Source organism: Bradyrhizobium diversitatis, assembly GCF_016031635.1.
GTDB lineage: Bacteria > Pseudomonadota > Alphaproteobacteria > Rhizobiales > Xanthobacteraceae > Bradyrhizobium > Bradyrhizobium diversitatis.
Genome location: NZ_JACEGD010000011.1, coordinates 313536 through 329494 on the forward strand (window position 1 = coordinate 313536; position 15959 = coordinate 329494).

Below are 15959 nucleotides of genomic sequence, written 5' to 3' on the forward strand. Positions count from 1 at the left end.
CTACGCGCCCGTCATCTGCCTTTCCTCCTCCGTCCACTCCACCTCGACCGGCGTCAGGCCCGGCTGGAGCGGCGCGTCCTCCGACATGACGTGGCCGTCCAGCGCGCGCAGGAGTGCCGCGATCAGCGCCGGCTTGCGCAGCGGCTTGGCGAGGAAGTCCGACATGCCCGCCTCACGGCAAATCTTGATGTCCTCGGGGAAGGCGTTGGCGGTCAGCGCGACGATCGGCAAGGCTTCGAAGCGCCCGCCTTGCGCGCGGATCGCGCGGGTGGCGGCAAGTCCGTCCATGTCGGGCATGCGCACGTCCATCAGCACGATGTCGTAATTGCCCTCGGATGCCGCCGCGACGGCCTCGGCGCCGTCGGCGACGACGCGCAGCTCGACGTCGAAGGATCCCAGCATCTTGCTCACGACCATGCGGTTGACGGCATCGTCCTCCGCGACCAGCACCTTCAGCGGCCGGTCGAGGCCGGCAATGCGGGCTTTGAGATCGTCGGCCTCGTCGCGGCCGTCTGCCTGATCGGGCGTCTGCGCCTGGCTCCAGGGCAGCACCAGCGTGAAACGGAAGGTCGAGCCTTCGCCCGGCGTCGAGGTGACGCCGATGGTGCCGCCCATCTGCTCGATGATGCGCCGTGAGATCGCAAGGCCGAGGCCGGTGCCGCCGAAGCGACGGCTGATCGAGGCATCGGCTTGCGCGAAGTCGCTGAAGAGCTGGCCGAGCTTTTCGGGGGCGATGCCGATGCCGCTGTCGGTCACCGTCCATTCGACGGTCGCCAGCAGGTCGCGTCGCGCCTGGCAGGTGACCGAAATCGTCACCTCGCCTCGGTCGGTGAACTTCACCGCATTGGACGCGAGGTTGAGCAGCACCTGGCGGATGCGAGCGACGTCGCCGCGCAGGGTCGGCGGCAGGTTCGGATCGAGTTCGACCTTGACCGTCAGCCCCCTGTTCTTGGCGCTCGCGCGAATAACGGTCGCGACAGCCTCGACCAGCGCCTGCGGGCCGAAGTCGATCGCCTCAAAGGTGAAGCGCCCGGCCTCGAGCTTGGACAAGTCCAGAATGTCGTTGAGGATGCGCTGGAGATTGTCGCCGGAGTCGCGGATCGTGGTGACGGCTTCGCGCTGTTCCGGATCGAGCTTGGTTTCGAGCAGCATGCTGGCGAGCCCGAGCACGCCGTTCATCGGCGTGCGAATCTCGTGGCTCATCACCGCGAGGAAGTCCGACTTGGCGCGGCTCTCGGCCTCCGCCTTTTCCGCGCGCCAACGCTCGGTCACGTCGCGCCCGAAGCCGCGATAGCCGAGGAAATGTCCTTCGCGGTCATAGGCGGGCTTCGCCGTGAGCGACCACAGCCGCGCCTCGCCGCCGGCAACGACCCTGAGGTTCATCTCGTGCAAGGGCTCGTTCTGCTCCATCAGGCCGACAACGTTGTAAGCTGCGCTCTTGTCGTCCGGGCAGAGCATGTCGAGCACGTCGGCGAAATAGGATCCCTTCAACAGCGGAAGCGGCAGCTGCGCGACATCCGCGAATCGTTGGGGCACGTCGATCAGATGCCCGTCGGCGTCGGTCTGCCACAACCAGTCGCTGGCGTTTTCCTGAAAATCCTTCAGCAGCAGCGAGATGATCTCGGTCTGGCGCTCGAGCTCGAGCTGGGCCTTGAGATTGCCGAGGAACAGATTGCCCTGCGAGACGATGTTGCGCGCCATGAAGAATGCGAACAGCAGCAGGAACACCGAGGTCACGAGATAGGGCCCGGTGCCGCACAGCAGCAGCGCGCCGGCGCAGGCAACGGTCATGGTGGCGAGATAGACGAGGCCCGCGCGCGGGAAGGTCGAGAGCGTGAAGGCGCCGCCCGACATCATGCCGACCATCAGGCAGGCCAGGATGAGCTGGCTGGTCGGCTCGATGCGGCTGAACAGCGCGAGCGGTAGCGTGCCCCAGATCGCGGCGAGGAAGAATGCCTGCCGCAACATCCGGCGCGCGACGCGGGGCGAAGCCTCCTGCGGCGGGTTCTGATGCGACCGTTGCCAGGAGCGCACCGCGAGCGAGGCGGTGACGGCAAGCGTCAGGCCCCAGATCGCGAGGAAGTCGTTCCAGCCCCTGCCCCAGAACAGGATCAGCACGATGGCGACGTTCAGCATCGTCACCGCCATCGTCACCGGCATCAGCCGCGTCACGGCGTCGATCTGCTTGGCGCGGATGCGGCGGATCTCGCGCTCGCTGAGATCGGCGGTCAGGCCGTCCTCGATCTCGAAGCCGCCAAGCCAATACAGGAATGCGCCGATCAGGCCGTCGTGCGGCTCAGTTCGCTTCATCGACTCGTCCGGCCAACCCATCCGCGGAACCTTTCGATCATCAATGGCCCGCCGCCTGCTTAGACCGGGTTAATTTTGTGGGAGATTTTGCGGCGTCCTTGACGGGCGCGTTTGCAGTTTGTTCTAACCATGGCCCCGCCCGGAGCCCCTCCCTATGTCCATCAGAGTAGCCACCTGGAACGTGAACTCGGTCCGGCAGCGGATCGATCTCCTGCTGACCTGGCTGAAGGAGTGCCAGCCCGACATCGTCTGCCTCCAGGAGATCAAATGCGTCGACGAGGCCTTCCCGCGGCTGGAGATCGAGGCGCTGGGCTACAACGTCGTCACCCATGGGCAGAAGACGTTCAACGGCGTCGCCCTGCTCTCGAAGCTGCGATTCGACGAGACCAAGTCGGGGCTTGCCGGCGACGACGAGGATGCGCATGCCCGCTTCCTCGAGGGGGTGGTCACGCTCAAGCGGGGGGTGCTGCGCATCGCCTGCCTTTATCTGCCCAATGGCAACCCGGTCGGGAGCGACAAATATCCCTACAAGCTCAAATGGATGTCCCGGCTTCTTGAATATTCGAAGGAGCGCCTCAAGGCTGAGGAGCCGCTGATCCTTGCGGGCGACTTCAATGTCATCCCGCATGCCCGCGACGTGCACAATCCGGCCGCCTGGACCGAGGACGCCCTGTTCAAGACGGAGACGCGCGAGAGCTTCCAGTCCCTGCTCGGCCTCGGCCTGACCGACGCCTTGCGCGCCGTCACCGATGAGCCCGGGCTCTACACTTTCTGGGACTACCAGGCCGGGGCGTGGCAGAAGAATCAAGGCCTGCGCATCGACCACCTGCTGCTGTCGCCACAGGCCAGCGACCGGCTCGCCAATGTCGGCATCGACAGCTATGTGCGCGGCTGGGAGAAGCCGTCGGACCACGTGCCGGTGTGGGCGGATCTGGATCTCGACGCGGCGTGAGCGCCGATCGGGCGGTGGGCACGGCGCCAAGGCGCCCTTGCCCATCCCACGGGACCTAACCTAGTCCCGGCGGCCCTGCACCCACTGCTCCAGCATTTGCAGGCACATGGCGCGGTCGTCGTCGGAGGCCTTGGCGAAGGCGCGGTTGTAGCTTTCCTTGATCCAGGTCTCCTCGGCGCCGGCGCTGTCGCGCGCCAGGGTCAGCCACATCAGGCCGCGCGCGGCCTGGCGCGGCAGGCGGTCGCCGTTGAACAGCATCTGGCCGAGCAGCGCCTGCGCCTGGTGCTGGCCCTTCTGCGCGGCGAGGCCGAGCCAGCGCGCGCCATAGCGGAAATCCTCGCGCGAGGCGTCCGGGGTCTTCAGGTACAGCCGCGCGAGATCGTATTGCGCGTCGGCGTTGCCGAAATAGGAGGCCGCATAGGAGAACATCTCCCGCGCCCGTTCCGGGTCCGACTTGATCTTCGAGTTCGGGATGCCGCTGAGATAATAGCGGCCGAGCGCGACGAAGGCGTTGGCCACGATCTGCGCCTGCGGCGCCGACGGGCTGTCCTCGGCATGCGCGTTGGCGATCCGGCTGAAATATTCGAACGCACGCAAATCGTCCTGGGCGACGCCGTCGCCGTTGGCATACATGCGGCCGAGCTTCCACTGCGCGATGGGGTGACCACCCTCGGCGGCATATTGCAGCGCGCTGAGCGAGGTTTCCTGGGGTGCGACTGCCGGCGGAACCTTGGTGCGCACGGCGCCTGCGGCGCCAGGCAAGGTGGTTACGACCGGGATGGCCGCGTCCTTGGGGTTGACCGGCGCGCCGTCGAAGGCGAGCGCCGGCGCGGCCAGCGCAGCCGCCCCCAACACAAACGCAACTATGGCACGCCTAGATGTCCGCATAGCACTGTTTCTCGTGCGCGCCGCCTGGATGGGTTACCGCCCCACCGACCGCCGGTCCGACCTGCTGAGCATATTTCCAGAGCACACCCGACGTATGGTTAGTCGCGCGCGCGCTCCATTTGGTTTTGCGCTGGGCGAGCTCGGCGTCGCTCAATTTTACGTTAAGGGTACCGGCGACCGCGTCGATCTCGATGATGTCGCCGTCCTCGAGCAGCCCGATCGGGCCGCCGACCGCCGCCTCCGGCCCGACATGGCCGATGCAGAAGCCGCGGGTGGCGCCGGAGAAGCGGCCGTCGGTGATGAGCGCGATCTTGCCGCCCATGCCCTGGCCGGTCAGCGCCGCTGTGGTCTGGAGCATTTCCCGCATGCCGGGGCCGCCCTTCGGCCCCTCGTAGCGGATCACGATGACTTCGCCTTCGCGATAGGTGCGGTTCTGGACCGCCTCGAAAGCATCCTCCTCACGGTCGAAGCACCTGGCCGGACCGGTAAACCTGAGGTTGGACATTCCCGCGACTTTCACGATCGCACCTTCTGGCGCCAAATTGCCCTTCAGACCGACCACACCGCCTGTCACGGTGATGGGCTTATCTGCCGGGTGCACCACGTCCTGGTGCGGATTCCATTTCACGCTCTTGAGGTTTTCGGCGATCGTGCGGCCCGTGACGGTAAGGCAATCACCGTGCAGGAAGCCATTGTCGAGCAGCGTCTTCATCAGAAGCGGTATGCCACCTACTTCAAACATGTCTTTGGCGACATAACGGCCGCCCGGCTTCAAATCCGCGACATAAGGTGTCTTTTTGAAGATTTCAGCGACGTCGAACAGGTCGAACTTGATGCCGACCTCGTGCGCGATCGCCGGCAGGTGCAGCGCAGCATTGGTCGAGCCACCGGAGGCCGCAACCACGGCAGCCGCATTCTCCAGCGCCTTGCGGGTGACGATGTCGCGCGGCCGGATGTTCTGGGCGATCAGGTCCATCACCTTTTCGCCCGCGGTCATGCAGAACGCGTCGCGAATTTCGTAGGGTGCCGGGGCACCGGCCGAGTACGGCAAAGCGAGGCCGATCGCCTCCGAGACGGTCGCCATGGTGTTGGCCGTGAACTGCGCGCCGCAAGCGCCCGCCGACGGGCAGGCCACACGCTCGATCTCGTCGAGATCCTCGTCCGACATGGCGCCGACCGAGTGCTTGCCGACCGCCTCGAACATGTCCTGCACGGTGACCTGTTGCCCGCGGAAATTGCCGGGCAGGATCGAGCCGCCATAGATGAAGATCGAGGGCACGTTGAGGCGGACCATCGCCATCATCATGCCCGGCAGCGACTTGTCGCAGCCGGCAAGGCCGACCAGCGCGTCATAGGCGTGACCGCGCACCGTCAGTTCGACCGAATCGGCGATGCATTCGCGCGACGGCAGCGAGGAGCGCATGCCGTCATGGCCCATGGCGATGCCATCGGTGACGGTGATGGTGCAGAATTCGCGCGGCGTGCCGCCGGCCGACGCCACGCCCTTCTTCACCGCCTGGGCCTGGCGCATCAGTGCGATGTTGCAGGGAGCAGCCTCGTTCCAGCAGGAGGCGACGCCGACGAAAGGCTGGTGGATCTGATCGGTGGTCAGCCCCATGGCGTAGAAGTAGGACCGATGGGGCGCACGCGCAGGGCCTTCCGTTACGTGACGGCTCGGCAGCCTCTGCTTGTCAATCTTCGCGACCATCGCAACCAGCTTCCCCGGCCAACCCTTTCAGACCCGAAAAATCAGAGCCAAGATTTGAATCGACCTTGGGACTTTCTCGTCGCCTTCGAAGACCGCCACTGCCTTAAAACATTAGAGTGATTTTATTCATGTTCGGGTGTGGCCAAAAAGCGGCGACGATGCGAACCGCCGGTGATGAAGGTTAAATGCGGCATGAGTGTTGCGAAGTCACAACAATCGTGGCGTAGAAGACACGGCTAAGGCTACTTGGATACCTCCGCCGAGAAGCCATCTGACAACTTCAGATTTTGCAACGGACGCAGTGCTCCCATTTCTGCCCCCGAGAACAACGCGCCATGGCGGCTGAGTCGGCTTGGGCATTGGGTGCCAATATCTGCCGCGGCCACACGGTATGCGACACAGCAGTATGGGCCCCGGCTCTGCAACGCACCGTCGAAGAGACGCTGCGCTGCGTCCGGGGCACGAGAGTGGAGTTTGGCGCACGCTCTCTCCTCCGCGTCATTGCGAGCCACCGGGTCGGCGCGAAGCGCCGCCGATGACAGGCTCCGCGAAGCAATCCAGAGCCTTTCTGCGGTGGGATTCTGGATTGCTTCGTCGCTACGCTCCTCGCAATGACGGTGGATGTGGCTGCGGACATGCACTCGCATTCCCGCGGCCGAATTCGCCCGAGTTTTGCTTCGTCGCTCACCCTCTCGAGCCAAGAGGGCACAGGGAAGGCCGGGTGCTGACAACGCACCCGCGGTCTGCTGCGCAAAAGGCACACGCAGAAAACCGCACAGCAGCATACAGGTGGTGCCAATCACTCGGCCTTCCCTGCGCGATGGTCGGACGGCTTATGCCGCGCTCTCCCGGGAGCCGAGTTCGTTCTGGCCTCCCTCACCCTCGCAAAATTCACCGACCTCCGCGCCGGTTGACGCGATTGCCGCCTCCGCAAGAGCTTGACCGTAGCAACGACGGCCAGGACCACACGGTTTTGCCGTACGCGCGGTTCGCCATTTCGCCGCAGTTTTTCCAGCCCTGTCGACGGAGCTGGAAACTTACAGGCGAGACGAAGCCTAGCAGCGCCGTTCGTCCGCGCGCGGCCACGAGCTCACCGGGGACTACCCTCCCTGCCCGCACCTTTCGCGCCCGACGCTGCCGCGTCCACCGCAAGCCCGGCTCGCGACAATGACGACCTCATGATCGCCCCTCAAGGATGAGCCGGGATGGGCGACACATACGACAAATCCGAATTTCTGTAAAGTCGAATATTTTCACACTGGCGGATTGACAGAGGACGACACAGGCGACGCCACCCGGATGGCGCGGAAGCGTAGTCCGGGAGGTGTCGCGCTATGGAACGATTTGTCCCGGATTTCGCCGCGCTCCAACCAGGCGCCGCGAGGACTGCTCAGGCCGACATCACTCCCTTGCGCCCGAACGGATCGAGCAGGCGCACGACCTCGCAGACGGCGACGAGGCCGGCGAGCCAGGCGACATTGGTCAGCCCAATGCGCGTGACGATGGCTGCGGTGAAGGCGGCCTCTCCGCCCAGGAGCGGCGTGGCGGCGAGCAGCGCGAGCTCGTAGGCCGCATAGGCGGCAACGAGCGCGAGCACCAGCATCCGCGTCGTGCGGCTCTGCGGCAGCATGCGGAGCACGGCCGACGCCACTGCGGTCGCCAGCAGCGCAGCCGCGCCAATGACGAAACCCCAAGCGATGGTGCTGCCATCGATGGGATAGTGCAGCGCGCCGAAACCGATGCTCTGGTTCACGAGCCAGGCGCCGGTGACGACGAGCAGCGCCGGACGCAGCAGCAGCATCGCAGCCGCGACCACGGCGAAGGCCGCGAACGGCGTTGCACAGGCGAACGCAAAACTTGCGAGCGCGCACGATACCGTCAGCAGCGCGAAGCCGAACATCGGCCCGAGACGCGGCGCCACCGGATGGAGGCGGAAACCGTCGCCGCCGGACGGCAGGATATTGAGAGCCATAAGTGATCTCCTTCTCTTCGAGTTTTAGTCCATTTGGGCGCCCGTGACAGCCCCATTGAAATCAAAACGTGGCGCCGGCCTTGAGCAGATAGGTGCGACCGGGTAGCGGATAGGCGCTGAAACGACCGTCCGTGAAGGTGCTTGCGACGGCGTAGTCGTAGTAGAGCGCGTTCAGCACATTGTTGATGCTGAGTGACCAGAAGCAGCGCTCATATTGGCCGCTGAGCTTGAGGTCGATCGTGCCATTGGCGGGAATCGGCTTCTGGGTTCCGGCCTGGTCGTTGTCCATGCGACGCTCGCTCCAGAAGCGCGCGGTGGCGTCCAGCACCAGATAGTTCTGCCAGATGTTCCAGGTGAGGCCCGCGCTCGCGGTGTAGCGCGACACCAGCGGCACGTCGTTGCCCGCCCAGACGCCTTCGCGGAAGACGGCCCGTGTGTAGGCCATGCCGGAACGCACCAGCAGGGCGTCGTTGATGCGATAGGAGACGCTGGTCTCCGAGCCGTAGCGGCGGGTCGGATCCAGATTGGTGTTGTAGAACAGGATGGGATTGAAATGGATCTCGTTGGCGAGGTCCATCAGATAGAGGCTGCTCTGCATCTGCAGTCCGCCTCCTCTGATGCGCAGCCCGCCCTCGATGTCCTGCGAGGTCTGGGTCTTGAGCTGGAACGTCTGTGGGAGCGGATTGAAGAACGGGTCGAACGAAGGGCCTGACGACACCCGCTCGTCGACGTCAGGCGTACGGAAGGCGCGCGCAACCCGGCCGAACAGCGCGACGGTGTCGTTGAGGCGATGCTCCGCACCGAGATGCAGCGCATATTGCGTCTCGTCGCTCCCGAGTGGAAGCGCGCCGATATCGGCGTTGAACGGAGCCGCCGGGTCGAAATTGTCACGTGCCGAGAGATTGGTGTTCTGCACCCGGGCGCCGTAGGAGATATCGGTCGCCGGTGCGACGCCGAGCGTGTGCTGGACATAGCCCGCAACCGTCCGCTGCCTGAGATCGTAATTGTGCCAGGGAGCGAGACCCTGGCCGGCGCCGCGGTTCTGCTGAAAGGTCGCATCGTAGTAGTCGACGCCGGTCAGCACTTGCGAGGGCATTCCGAGCAGAAGGCTCTTCACGCTGAGCCGCGGCGTGATCGACCATGTCGTAAGGTCAGCATCGACATAGGTCGACGTGAATAAAGCCGGGACCGGCGCCGGGCTCGAGAAGAACGCGCTCTGCTGCTTCTTGTCGCGCACGCCGCCGTCGACGATGAGATCGACGCCGTTGACAAGAGTTTTCGTGAAGCCCGCGGTCGCGCCAAAACCCTGCTGATTGGCGTAGTTGAAGGGCGTGCTGGTCCCTCGCCGGCTGGTCGCGAGCTCGTCGACGCCGAGGGAGGGATCGACGGTGCGGCCACCCGGCAGTCGCAGCTCCTGATTGTCACCGGTGACGGTCAGGAAGGCGGTCAGGCCCGGCGTCGTGTAGTTCAGATTGCCGACGCCGTTCTCCTGGGAATAGCGATTGTTGTCGCGATAGCCGTCGGTCCTGACGGCATTGCCGTAGAACGAGGTCGACCACGGACCGGAATTGACCGCGGCCGAGACGTTGCCGAGCCTGGTATTGAACGAGCCGAAACCGGCCTCGATGCGCGCTGTCACGGGCGGGCCGCCGACGCCGTTCTTGGTGACGATGTTGATGACGCCGCCGACCGCATTGTCACCATACAGTACCGCACCGGAATTGCCGCGCGTGATCTCGATGCGCTCGATGGCATTGAGCGGGATGGTGGAGAGGTCCACCTGCGCCATATCGATGTCGTTCAACCGCCGTCCGTTGACCAGCACCAGCGTGTTGGCCGTGGCGAAGGCACCGAAGCCGCGCAGGTCGACACTGGTCCTGGCACCGATCTGGCCGCCATAGAACGTCGTGATCTGGGCACCCGGCACCTGCGCCGCGATGATCTCGGCCAGCGTCTGCGACGGTGCATGAGCGATGTCCGTGGCCGTAATGACGGTCGTGGCGGCGCCGACGATCCCGCCATTGCCGGCGGCGGCCTCGTTGCCCGAGCCGGACGAGCCGGTCCCATTCGGCGCCCCGTCCGGCGCCGCTCGGCGCCGCCCCGCCTCGCCCTCGCCGATCGCCCTGGCACGGGTACGGTTCTGATCGTCGGATCTGGTCACCTCGACCGGTGGCAGCTGCTCGGCGACGGACTGCTGGGCGTGGACGATGGAGTGATCGAGCGAATACAGCGAAACGGCCGCAACGATGCCGGCGCAGCGGCGCCCGGCGGCAGTGACAATACGGGACACAATTGTAACCTCGGCATGACGTCAGTGGCACGTCACAGCGAACGAGGCTTTACGGCGGAGCGATCGATGGCTCCGGCAAAGCTAATGTCTGTACTCCCCGACCGACATCTTCGCGTGTGACCACGGCTGACGGCAGGTCTCCTGGCTCGCGGGTCGTTACCTCTGCGTCGCCTTCCCAGGACCGAGATTCCCAGTGGCGTAGGACGAGAGATTCACCGCTTACAGTTGCGGGGGCAGCCATGGCATTGAGAAGATCCCGACCTTGGGACATCTCGCACCACGTTCCCTTTTGATCTCCATAAGGAGAACCGTCGGCGGCCAATCTACGGGGCGTCCAGGCCGGGAGTCAATCGACCGCTGGCATCTTGGCGCAGACGCGATCGGCCGGCTCCACAACGAATCGAGCAATGCCCTGCGCCGCCTACGTTCGCCCCCGCGGGCGCTGGGCCTGAGCCCAGGCGACAGCGACATCCCGCGGCGGAGCGTCGAGGCGCTTGATCGGCGTCAGTTCGCCGGACGCCGAGACGATCGCGGTCTCTTCGCGCCGGCAGCGCGTGCAGACGAAACGGACCTCATGCGGGGATGCCGACCAGCTTGAACGTTTCACGTTGGCGGCCATCGGCCAGGCATCGCAGTGCGAGCACGATACCAGGAACCGGCCGGGATCGAGCATACCCATTCCATCGGACTCCGCGTCCTGCCCACTGCTTCCAATGACTACCTATGTGAATCGTTCCGGTGCCTCGGCACCGTCGACGCCACGGACGCGGGAGCCTGCGCGTTGCTCGCCGTTCCCACGAGACCTCCGGCGTTGTCGATTTCAAAGCTTGCGAATCTCATACGATGTCCCCCTGCTCCGATCGAGCCTATCAGATCAAAACGGCGGGGACGATGGGGGCCGGGGATCGCGCGGTTGCGACGCCGCGCAAGGCAGAAGGCAATCCGCTCAGCGAGCCCCCTTGAGGGTGCAGGATGTCGTGCAGGTGACCGTGGTGCCGCGATCGCACGATCTGCAGGCGTTGACGCACTGGTTCAGGTCGCGTGGATTGTAGCTGTAGTTTCGTATCGGACAGCTCGACGTCGTCGAGCCGGTGATGTCCCGCTCCTGGTCGCAGGCCGCCGTCATGAGCGCGAATATGATCACGGCAACGAGGCGCATGGGACTTGCCCTCTCAGGCACAGCACGATGATACTCGCGAGGTGCGCTGCATTGCAACGAACCCCGGCCTTCCCACCACGAGCCACCGCCGATCAGCGATGCCCGCGTGCTGCGAGAATGCGCGCTAAATGTTAAGAACGGATTTCAGCCGGCCTCAGGCCGCAGCCGTGGTCGCGATCGCCTGCCGAATATCCACCGCCAGCTGGCGATACTGTTCCCCGAGCCTCAGATAGAACTCGCGCTTGGTGCCGTCGGTGGCGAGCTTGGCGATCAGCTCGCATTCGGCGGTGAGCGTCTCGAACCGTTCCAACCTGTCCTGAAGTTCTGTCATCGGCGTGTCCCCGTCAAACGCCACAAGGACAGCTAACCTAAATCCGGGAAATAGGTCACGGCGAACATCGTTATGGGGTAGCATCAATTATTCCGCGGCAGCCTATTTCTGCTCGAGCCGCCAGGCGCCGTCCCAAGCGGCATCCGGCGGATTGGCCGCGAACTGCGCGATGCGGCCGAGCATCGCGCGCGAGGGACCGTCGCCGGGGACCGCCTCGAGCGCCGCGTTGAAGGCAGCACGTGCGTCGTCGAAGCGCCGGGCACGATACGCGGCGAGACCTTCGACATAGTGCGTGCGCAGGCTGACTTGCGCATCGGTGAGTGCGCCCGGTCGCGCCATCACCTCGAAGATCGCCTGCGGCGCGCTTTGGCCCGCGACCGCAAGACGGTCGATCTCGCGCAATTCGAGGCGAGATCCAATCGCGTCCGCAGTCGCTTGCGAGACCAGGATGCGGGTGCCGTAGACCTTGTTGACGGCCTCAAGCCGCGAGGCGAGATTCACGGCGTCGCCCATCACGGTAAAGCTCATCATCAGCTCGGAGCCGATGCTGCCGGTCAGGACCTCGCCGGTGGCGATGCCGATCCGCAGATCGCACGGCGCGGGCATGGCGCGGATACCGAGCAGATCGGGCAGCTGCTTCTGCAGCGCGGGCACCTGGTCGGCCATCTCGACAGCGGCAAGCCCGGCGAGTAGGGCCTGCGCGTCCTCTTCGACGAAGGGCGGTCCCCAATAGGACATGATGGCGTCGCCGATATATTTGTCGATGACGCCGCGATTGCTCCTGATGGGGCCGGACATCATCGTGAAATAGTGGTTCATCACCTTGACGAGGCCGCGCGGGGTCATGCCCTCGCTCATCGAGGTGAAGCCGCTCATGTCGCAGAACATGATGGTCATGACCCGGCGCTCGCCGTCGATTGCGACCTCCGGCCGCTCGATCAGCCCCTGCACCACCTTGGGGTCGATGTAGCGGCCAAAGGTCTCGCGGATGCGCTCGTTGTGCCGCAACTGCTCGATCATGCGGTTGAAGGCCGCGGCGAGCTCGCCGATCTCGTCCTGCGTCGAGACGGCGATGGGCTTGTCGAACCGGCCCGCCTCGACCTCGCGGGTGCCGGCCAGCAGCAGCCGCACCGGACGCGTGATGCCGCTGGACACCAGCAGCGCAAAGGCAAATCCGACGATCGCCGCGAGCAATGTCACGACTCCCGAAACGATGATCGTCTGATGCTGGCGGCTGATCACCTGCGACGTCGAGAAGAAGACCTGCGCCAGCATATCGCCGCGGATCGTATCGATCTTCCGGTTGAACTGTTCGCGCGTCACGTCGATGTGTTCCAGCGTGCCGCGCGCCTCGGCCATCTGCTTGGCTTCGACCTGCTTGAGGAGCTTCGCATGGTCCTCGCTCAGGTCGCGCCGCAGCTCGACGACGGCGGTCTCGATGCGGATATCGATCCGTCCAAGCGCGGCATTGTCGGAAAACGTCCTGGGGTCCTCGATGATCGCGTTGATCAGCTTGCGCGCGGCCTCAGCCTCCTCCTCGATCTTGCGGTCCGATTCCTCGACGTCGCGAAGGCGCGCCGTATAGGCCTCCTCATCCGACGGCGCCTCCATCCGGGTCATGACCATCCGCCGCAGCGCCAGCCCCCGCTCCAGCGAGCGACTGCTGGCGCGCGCCAGATGGCTATAGGCCGGGATGTAACGGTTGGTCAGCTCGTCGAGCAGGACGCCGACCTGACTCGACATCACCATCGACAGGATCGAGGTGACCAGCATCAGGACGATCAATCCGAGGGCGATTCCGACAATCTTGCGCCGGATCGACTGGTTGAAAATCGGCATGGGTTGCGGAAGGCAAAGGCCAAAAGAACGGAACGAGGGAACTCCATACACCGGACTGGCTGCGGGAACACGCGCAATCTTGGCCCTCCTGGCGTCCCGTACCATGCAACCGTCGCGCGAGACCGACCGTTAACGAAGGTTAGCGATCCTGCCCTTTTCTCCTTTGCGGAAGTTCCCACGGCGCATCCGTTTTTCGCCGCATTGTTGCGACAGCGTCAGGAACGCGGGACGATGCCTCGGCATCGTTCGATATTCGATTCTCAAGCCGCATGTCGTCGCGGACCTTGGTTTGTAGTGGTTTCGCAGGGGGACCATCAAATGAACCAGTGCCTACGCTCGCTCGCGTGTTTCGTTGCTGTGGCCGCGATGGCCCTCCTTCCCACGGAACTGGTCGCGAAAAGCAGCCAGAAATCGGCCGCGCCGAAGAAAACGCATGAAGCGAAAGCCGGCAAGCACCGCCATGCTTCCGCCGGCAAGGCACGGCACGCCAAGCGTGCCGAGGCCAGGCGCAAGTCGAAGAAGACGGTCGAGCCCGCCGATAGGCCGGCACCGCCGCCGCTGACCGGCGACCTCGCCGCGCTGAAGGACTCCATCGATCTCGCGCGCAAGGGCAAGACGAATGACGCGAGCGCGGCGCGCGACCGCATCGCCGATCCTGCCGGACAGAAACTCGCCGACTGGTTCATGCTGCGCCATTCCGAGAGCACCGCCAATTTCAAGCGCTATGCCGCCTTCCTCGCCGCCAATCCGGACTGGCCGAGCAGCGCCCTGCTCCGCCGCCGTGCCGAGGCGCGGCTGTGGCAGGAGAAGGCCGACGCCGCCACTGTGCACAAGTTCACGATGGACCGGCCGACCAGCGCCAAGGGCAAGTTTGCGCTCGCCCGCGTATTGCGCGCTGAGGGCGATACCGACAGCGCCGCCCGGCTCGTGCGCGAAGCCTGGCGCGCCGACGAATTGTCCGAGCGCAGCGAGGAGGATTCCTACGAGGCGTTTCGCGATCTTCTGTCCATGGACGATCACCGCGCGCGCATGGACAAGCGGCTCGGCGCCAAGGATTACGCAGGCGCGAGGCGCGCCGCCAAACGGCTCGGCGAGGATGAGCTCGCGATCGTCAAGGCCTGTGCCGCGGTCACCGGCAAGGAGAGCAAGGCCAAGGACTATCTCGAGGACGTGCCGGCCGAAGCGCGCCGCGATCTCGGCTATGTGCTGTGCCGCGCCCAGTGGCATCTTCAGAACGACCGCATCGACGATGCGGCCGAGATGATCCTGGCCGCTGCGCCCGGCATGATGTCCGCCCAGGACACCGATGCCTGGTGGCGCGAGCGTCGCATGCTCGCACGCAAGCTGCTCGACCAGGGCAAGTCCAGGACCGCCTACGACGTGGTGCGCACGGCGGCCGTTCCGGAAAAGGAGGTGTACCGCGTCGACTATCACTTCATGTGCGGCTGGATCGCGCTACGCTTTCTCGACGATCCAACGACGGCGATGATGCACTTTGCCGCCATCGACGAGGGCTCGTCCAATCCGATCGCGCTGTCGCGGGCCCATTACTGGCGCGGCCGTGCCGCCGAAGCCATGGGCGCCATGGCCGATGCACGCATGAGCTATCGGGCGGCGGCACGCTATCAGACCGCCTATTACGGCCAGCTCGCCCGCGCAAGGCTCGGCCTCGACCAGATCGAGCTGCGTCCGCCCTCGCCTGTGCTGGCCTCGACCGACACGCCCCCCGAGGACGAACGCGTGCGCGCGGCCGACATGCTCTACGCCATCGGCGAGCGCAACATGGTGTTCTATTTCGCCGAGGACCTCGCCAAGGAGAGCAGCGATGTCGCAGCACTCGAGGCCCTCGGCGAGGTTGCCCGCCGGCGCAACGATGCGCGCGTGATGCTGGAGGTCGGCAAGACGGCGCTGGCGCGCGGGCTCGCGCTCGACCACTACGCCTTCCCCACCATCGGCATCCCCGAGCACAAGCAGGTCGCACCAGCGATCGAGACCAGCGTAATCTATTCGGTGGCGCGCACCGAAAGCTCGTTCGACCAGCGCGACAAGTCCCATGCCAACGCGGTCGGGCTGATGCAGGTGACGCCGGAAGCGGGCCGCGACACCGCCAAGCGCTTCGGCCTGACCTATGACTGGAGCAAGATGGTCTCCGATCCCGTCTACAATACGCAGATGGGCGCAGCCGAGCTCAGTGCGCTCTTTTCGGAATACCGCGGCAACCAGATCATGACTTTCGCCGGCTACAATGCCGGGCGTGGCCGCGTGCGCGAATGGGTGCAGACGCGCGGCGATCCCAGGGACCCCAATGTCGATCCGGTCGACTGGGTCGAGCGCATCCCGCTGTCGGAGACCCGCAACTACGTCCAGCGCGTGATGGAGAACGTGCTGGTCTACCGCACAAGGTTCGAGGGCAGCGGCATGGTCGCCGGCAAGAGCGACCAGCGCGTCGTCACGCAGGAGGCCGGCGCAACGGCACCCGTGGCGGCCGCAGCGCCCGCACCCTAGGCGAC

The 15959-nt window shown here is 65.2% G+C and carries 11 protein-coding genes and 1 riboswitch; of the genes, 2 read left to right on the forward strand and 9 right to left on the reverse strand.

Going from position 1 to position 15959, the window contains the following annotated elements; translation table 11 throughout:
- Complete coding sequence (locus tag H1B27_RS13580; RefSeq protein ID WP_197966385.1) at positions 1 to 2331, reverse strand: hybrid sensor histidine kinase/response regulator; 2331 nt, start codon at positions 2329 to 2331, stop codon at positions 1 to 3.
- Positions 2332 to 2464: 133 nt separating this feature from the next.
- Here H1B27_RS13580 and xth point away from each other — a divergent pair, with 133 nt between their 5' ends.
- The gene (gene xth, locus H1B27_RS13585) at positions 2465 to 3262 is read left to right on the forward strand and encodes an exodeoxyribonuclease III (RefSeq protein ID WP_061881800.1); all 798 of its coding nucleotides are present in this window, start codon (positions 2465 to 2467) and stop codon (positions 3260 to 3262) included.
- Between the two features lie 60 nt (positions 3263 to 3322).
- On the opposite strand, the gene H1B27_RS13590 is transcribed toward xth, so the two are convergent.
- The 8 genes from H1B27_RS13590 to H1B27_RS13625 form a co-directional block, all read right to left on the reverse strand.
- Positions 3323 to 4150 (reverse strand): tetratricopeptide repeat protein, encoded by an 828-nt coding sequence (locus H1B27_RS13590; RefSeq protein WP_028182307.1) that lies wholly within the window; start codon positions 4148 to 4150, stop codon positions 3323 to 3325.
- A complete protein-coding gene (gene ilvD / locus H1B27_RS13595) occupies positions 4137 to 5858 on the reverse strand; it encodes a dihydroxy-acid dehydratase (protein WP_028182308.1) in 1722 nt (573 codons plus the stop codon). Before ilvD ends, H1B27_RS13590 begins: the two co-directional genes overlap by 14 nt.
- Positions 5859 to 7248: 1390 nt before the next feature.
- Complete coding sequence (locus tag H1B27_RS13600; RefSeq protein ID WP_197966386.1) at positions 7249 to 7830, reverse strand: hypothetical protein; 582 nt, start codon at positions 7828 to 7830, stop codon at positions 7249 to 7251.
- Between the two features lie 61 nt (positions 7831 to 7891).
- The gene (locus H1B27_RS13605; protein WP_197966387.1) at positions 7892 to 10120 is read right to left on the reverse strand and encodes a TonB-dependent receptor; all 2229 of its coding nucleotides are present in this window, start codon (positions 10118 to 10120) and stop codon (positions 7892 to 7894) included.
- A gap of 114 nt (positions 10121 to 10234) precedes the next feature.
- Positions 10235 to 10448, reverse strand: a riboswitch (cobalamin riboswitch).
- A 93-nt stretch (positions 10449 to 10541) separates the two neighbouring features.
- Positions 10542 to 10799 carry a hypothetical protein gene (locus H1B27_RS13610; RefSeq protein WP_061881804.1) on the reverse strand — a complete coding sequence of 86 codons (258 nt, stop codon included), beginning with the start codon at positions 10797 to 10799 and terminating at the stop codon, positions 10542 to 10544.
- Between the two features lie 267 nt (positions 10800 to 11066).
- A complete protein-coding gene (locus tag H1B27_RS13615; RefSeq protein ID WP_061881805.1) occupies positions 11067 to 11279 on the reverse strand; it encodes a hypothetical protein in 213 nt (70 codons plus the stop codon).
- A 154-nt stretch (positions 11280 to 11433) separates the two neighbouring features.
- The gene (locus tag H1B27_RS13620) at positions 11434 to 11610 is read right to left on the reverse strand and encodes a hypothetical protein (RefSeq protein ID WP_165935731.1); all 177 of its coding nucleotides are present in this window, start codon (positions 11608 to 11610) and stop codon (positions 11434 to 11436) included.
- 102 nt (positions 11611 to 11712) lie between these two features.
- Complete coding sequence (locus H1B27_RS13625) at positions 11713 to 13449, reverse strand: adenylate/guanylate cyclase domain-containing protein (protein WP_197966388.1); 1737 nt, start codon at positions 13447 to 13449, stop codon at positions 11713 to 11715.
- A 318-nt stretch (positions 13450 to 13767) separates the two neighbouring features.
- Between H1B27_RS13625 and H1B27_RS13630 the strand changes: the two genes are divergently transcribed.
- Positions 13768 to 15954, forward strand: coding sequence for a lytic transglycosylase domain-containing protein (locus H1B27_RS13630; RefSeq protein WP_197966389.1), 2187 nt, complete (start codon positions 13768 to 13770; stop codon positions 15952 to 15954).
- The last annotated feature ends 5 nt before the right edge of the window (positions 15955 to 15959 follow it).

What these genes read in the sequence shown, in the direction of transcription:
- H1B27_RS13580 (WP_197966385.1), bottom strand. Translation starts at nt 2,331, where the DNA reads ATGGGTTGGCCGGACGAGTCGATGAAGCGAACTGAGCCGCACGACGGC.
- xth (WP_061881800.1), top strand. Translation starts at nt 2,465, where the DNA reads ATGTCCATCAGAGTAGCCACCTGGAACGTGAACTCGGTCCGGCAGCGG.
- H1B27_RS13590 (WP_028182307.1), bottom strand. Translation starts at nt 4,150, where the DNA reads ATGCGGACATCTAGGCGTGCCATAGTTGCGTTTGTGTTGGGGGCGGCT.
- ilvD (WP_028182308.1), bottom strand. Translation starts at nt 5,858, where the DNA reads ATGGTCGCGAAGATTGACAAGCAGAGGCTGCCGAGCCGTCACGTAACG.
- H1B27_RS13600 (WP_197966386.1), bottom strand. Translation starts at nt 7,830, where the DNA reads ATGGCTCTCAATATCCTGCCGTCCGGCGGCGACGGTTTCCGCCTCCAT.
- H1B27_RS13610 (WP_061881804.1), bottom strand. Translation starts at nt 10,799, where the DNA reads ATGGGTATGCTCGATCCCGGCCGGTTCCTGGTATCGTGCTCGCACTGC.
- H1B27_RS13615 (WP_061881805.1), bottom strand. Translation starts at nt 11,279, where the DNA reads ATGCGCCTCGTTGCCGTGATCATATTCGCGCTCATGACGGCGGCCTGC.
- H1B27_RS13620 (WP_165935731.1), bottom strand. Translation starts at nt 11,610, where the DNA reads ATGACAGAACTTCAGGACAGGTTGGAACGGTTCGAGACGCTCACCGCC.
- H1B27_RS13625 (WP_197966388.1), bottom strand. Translation starts at nt 13,449, where the DNA reads ATGCCGATTTTCAACCAGTCGATCCGGCGCAAGATTGTCGGAATCGCC.
- H1B27_RS13630 (WP_197966389.1), top strand. Translation starts at nt 13,768, where the DNA reads ATGAACCAGTGCCTACGCTCGCTCGCGTGTTTCGTTGCTGTGGCCGCG.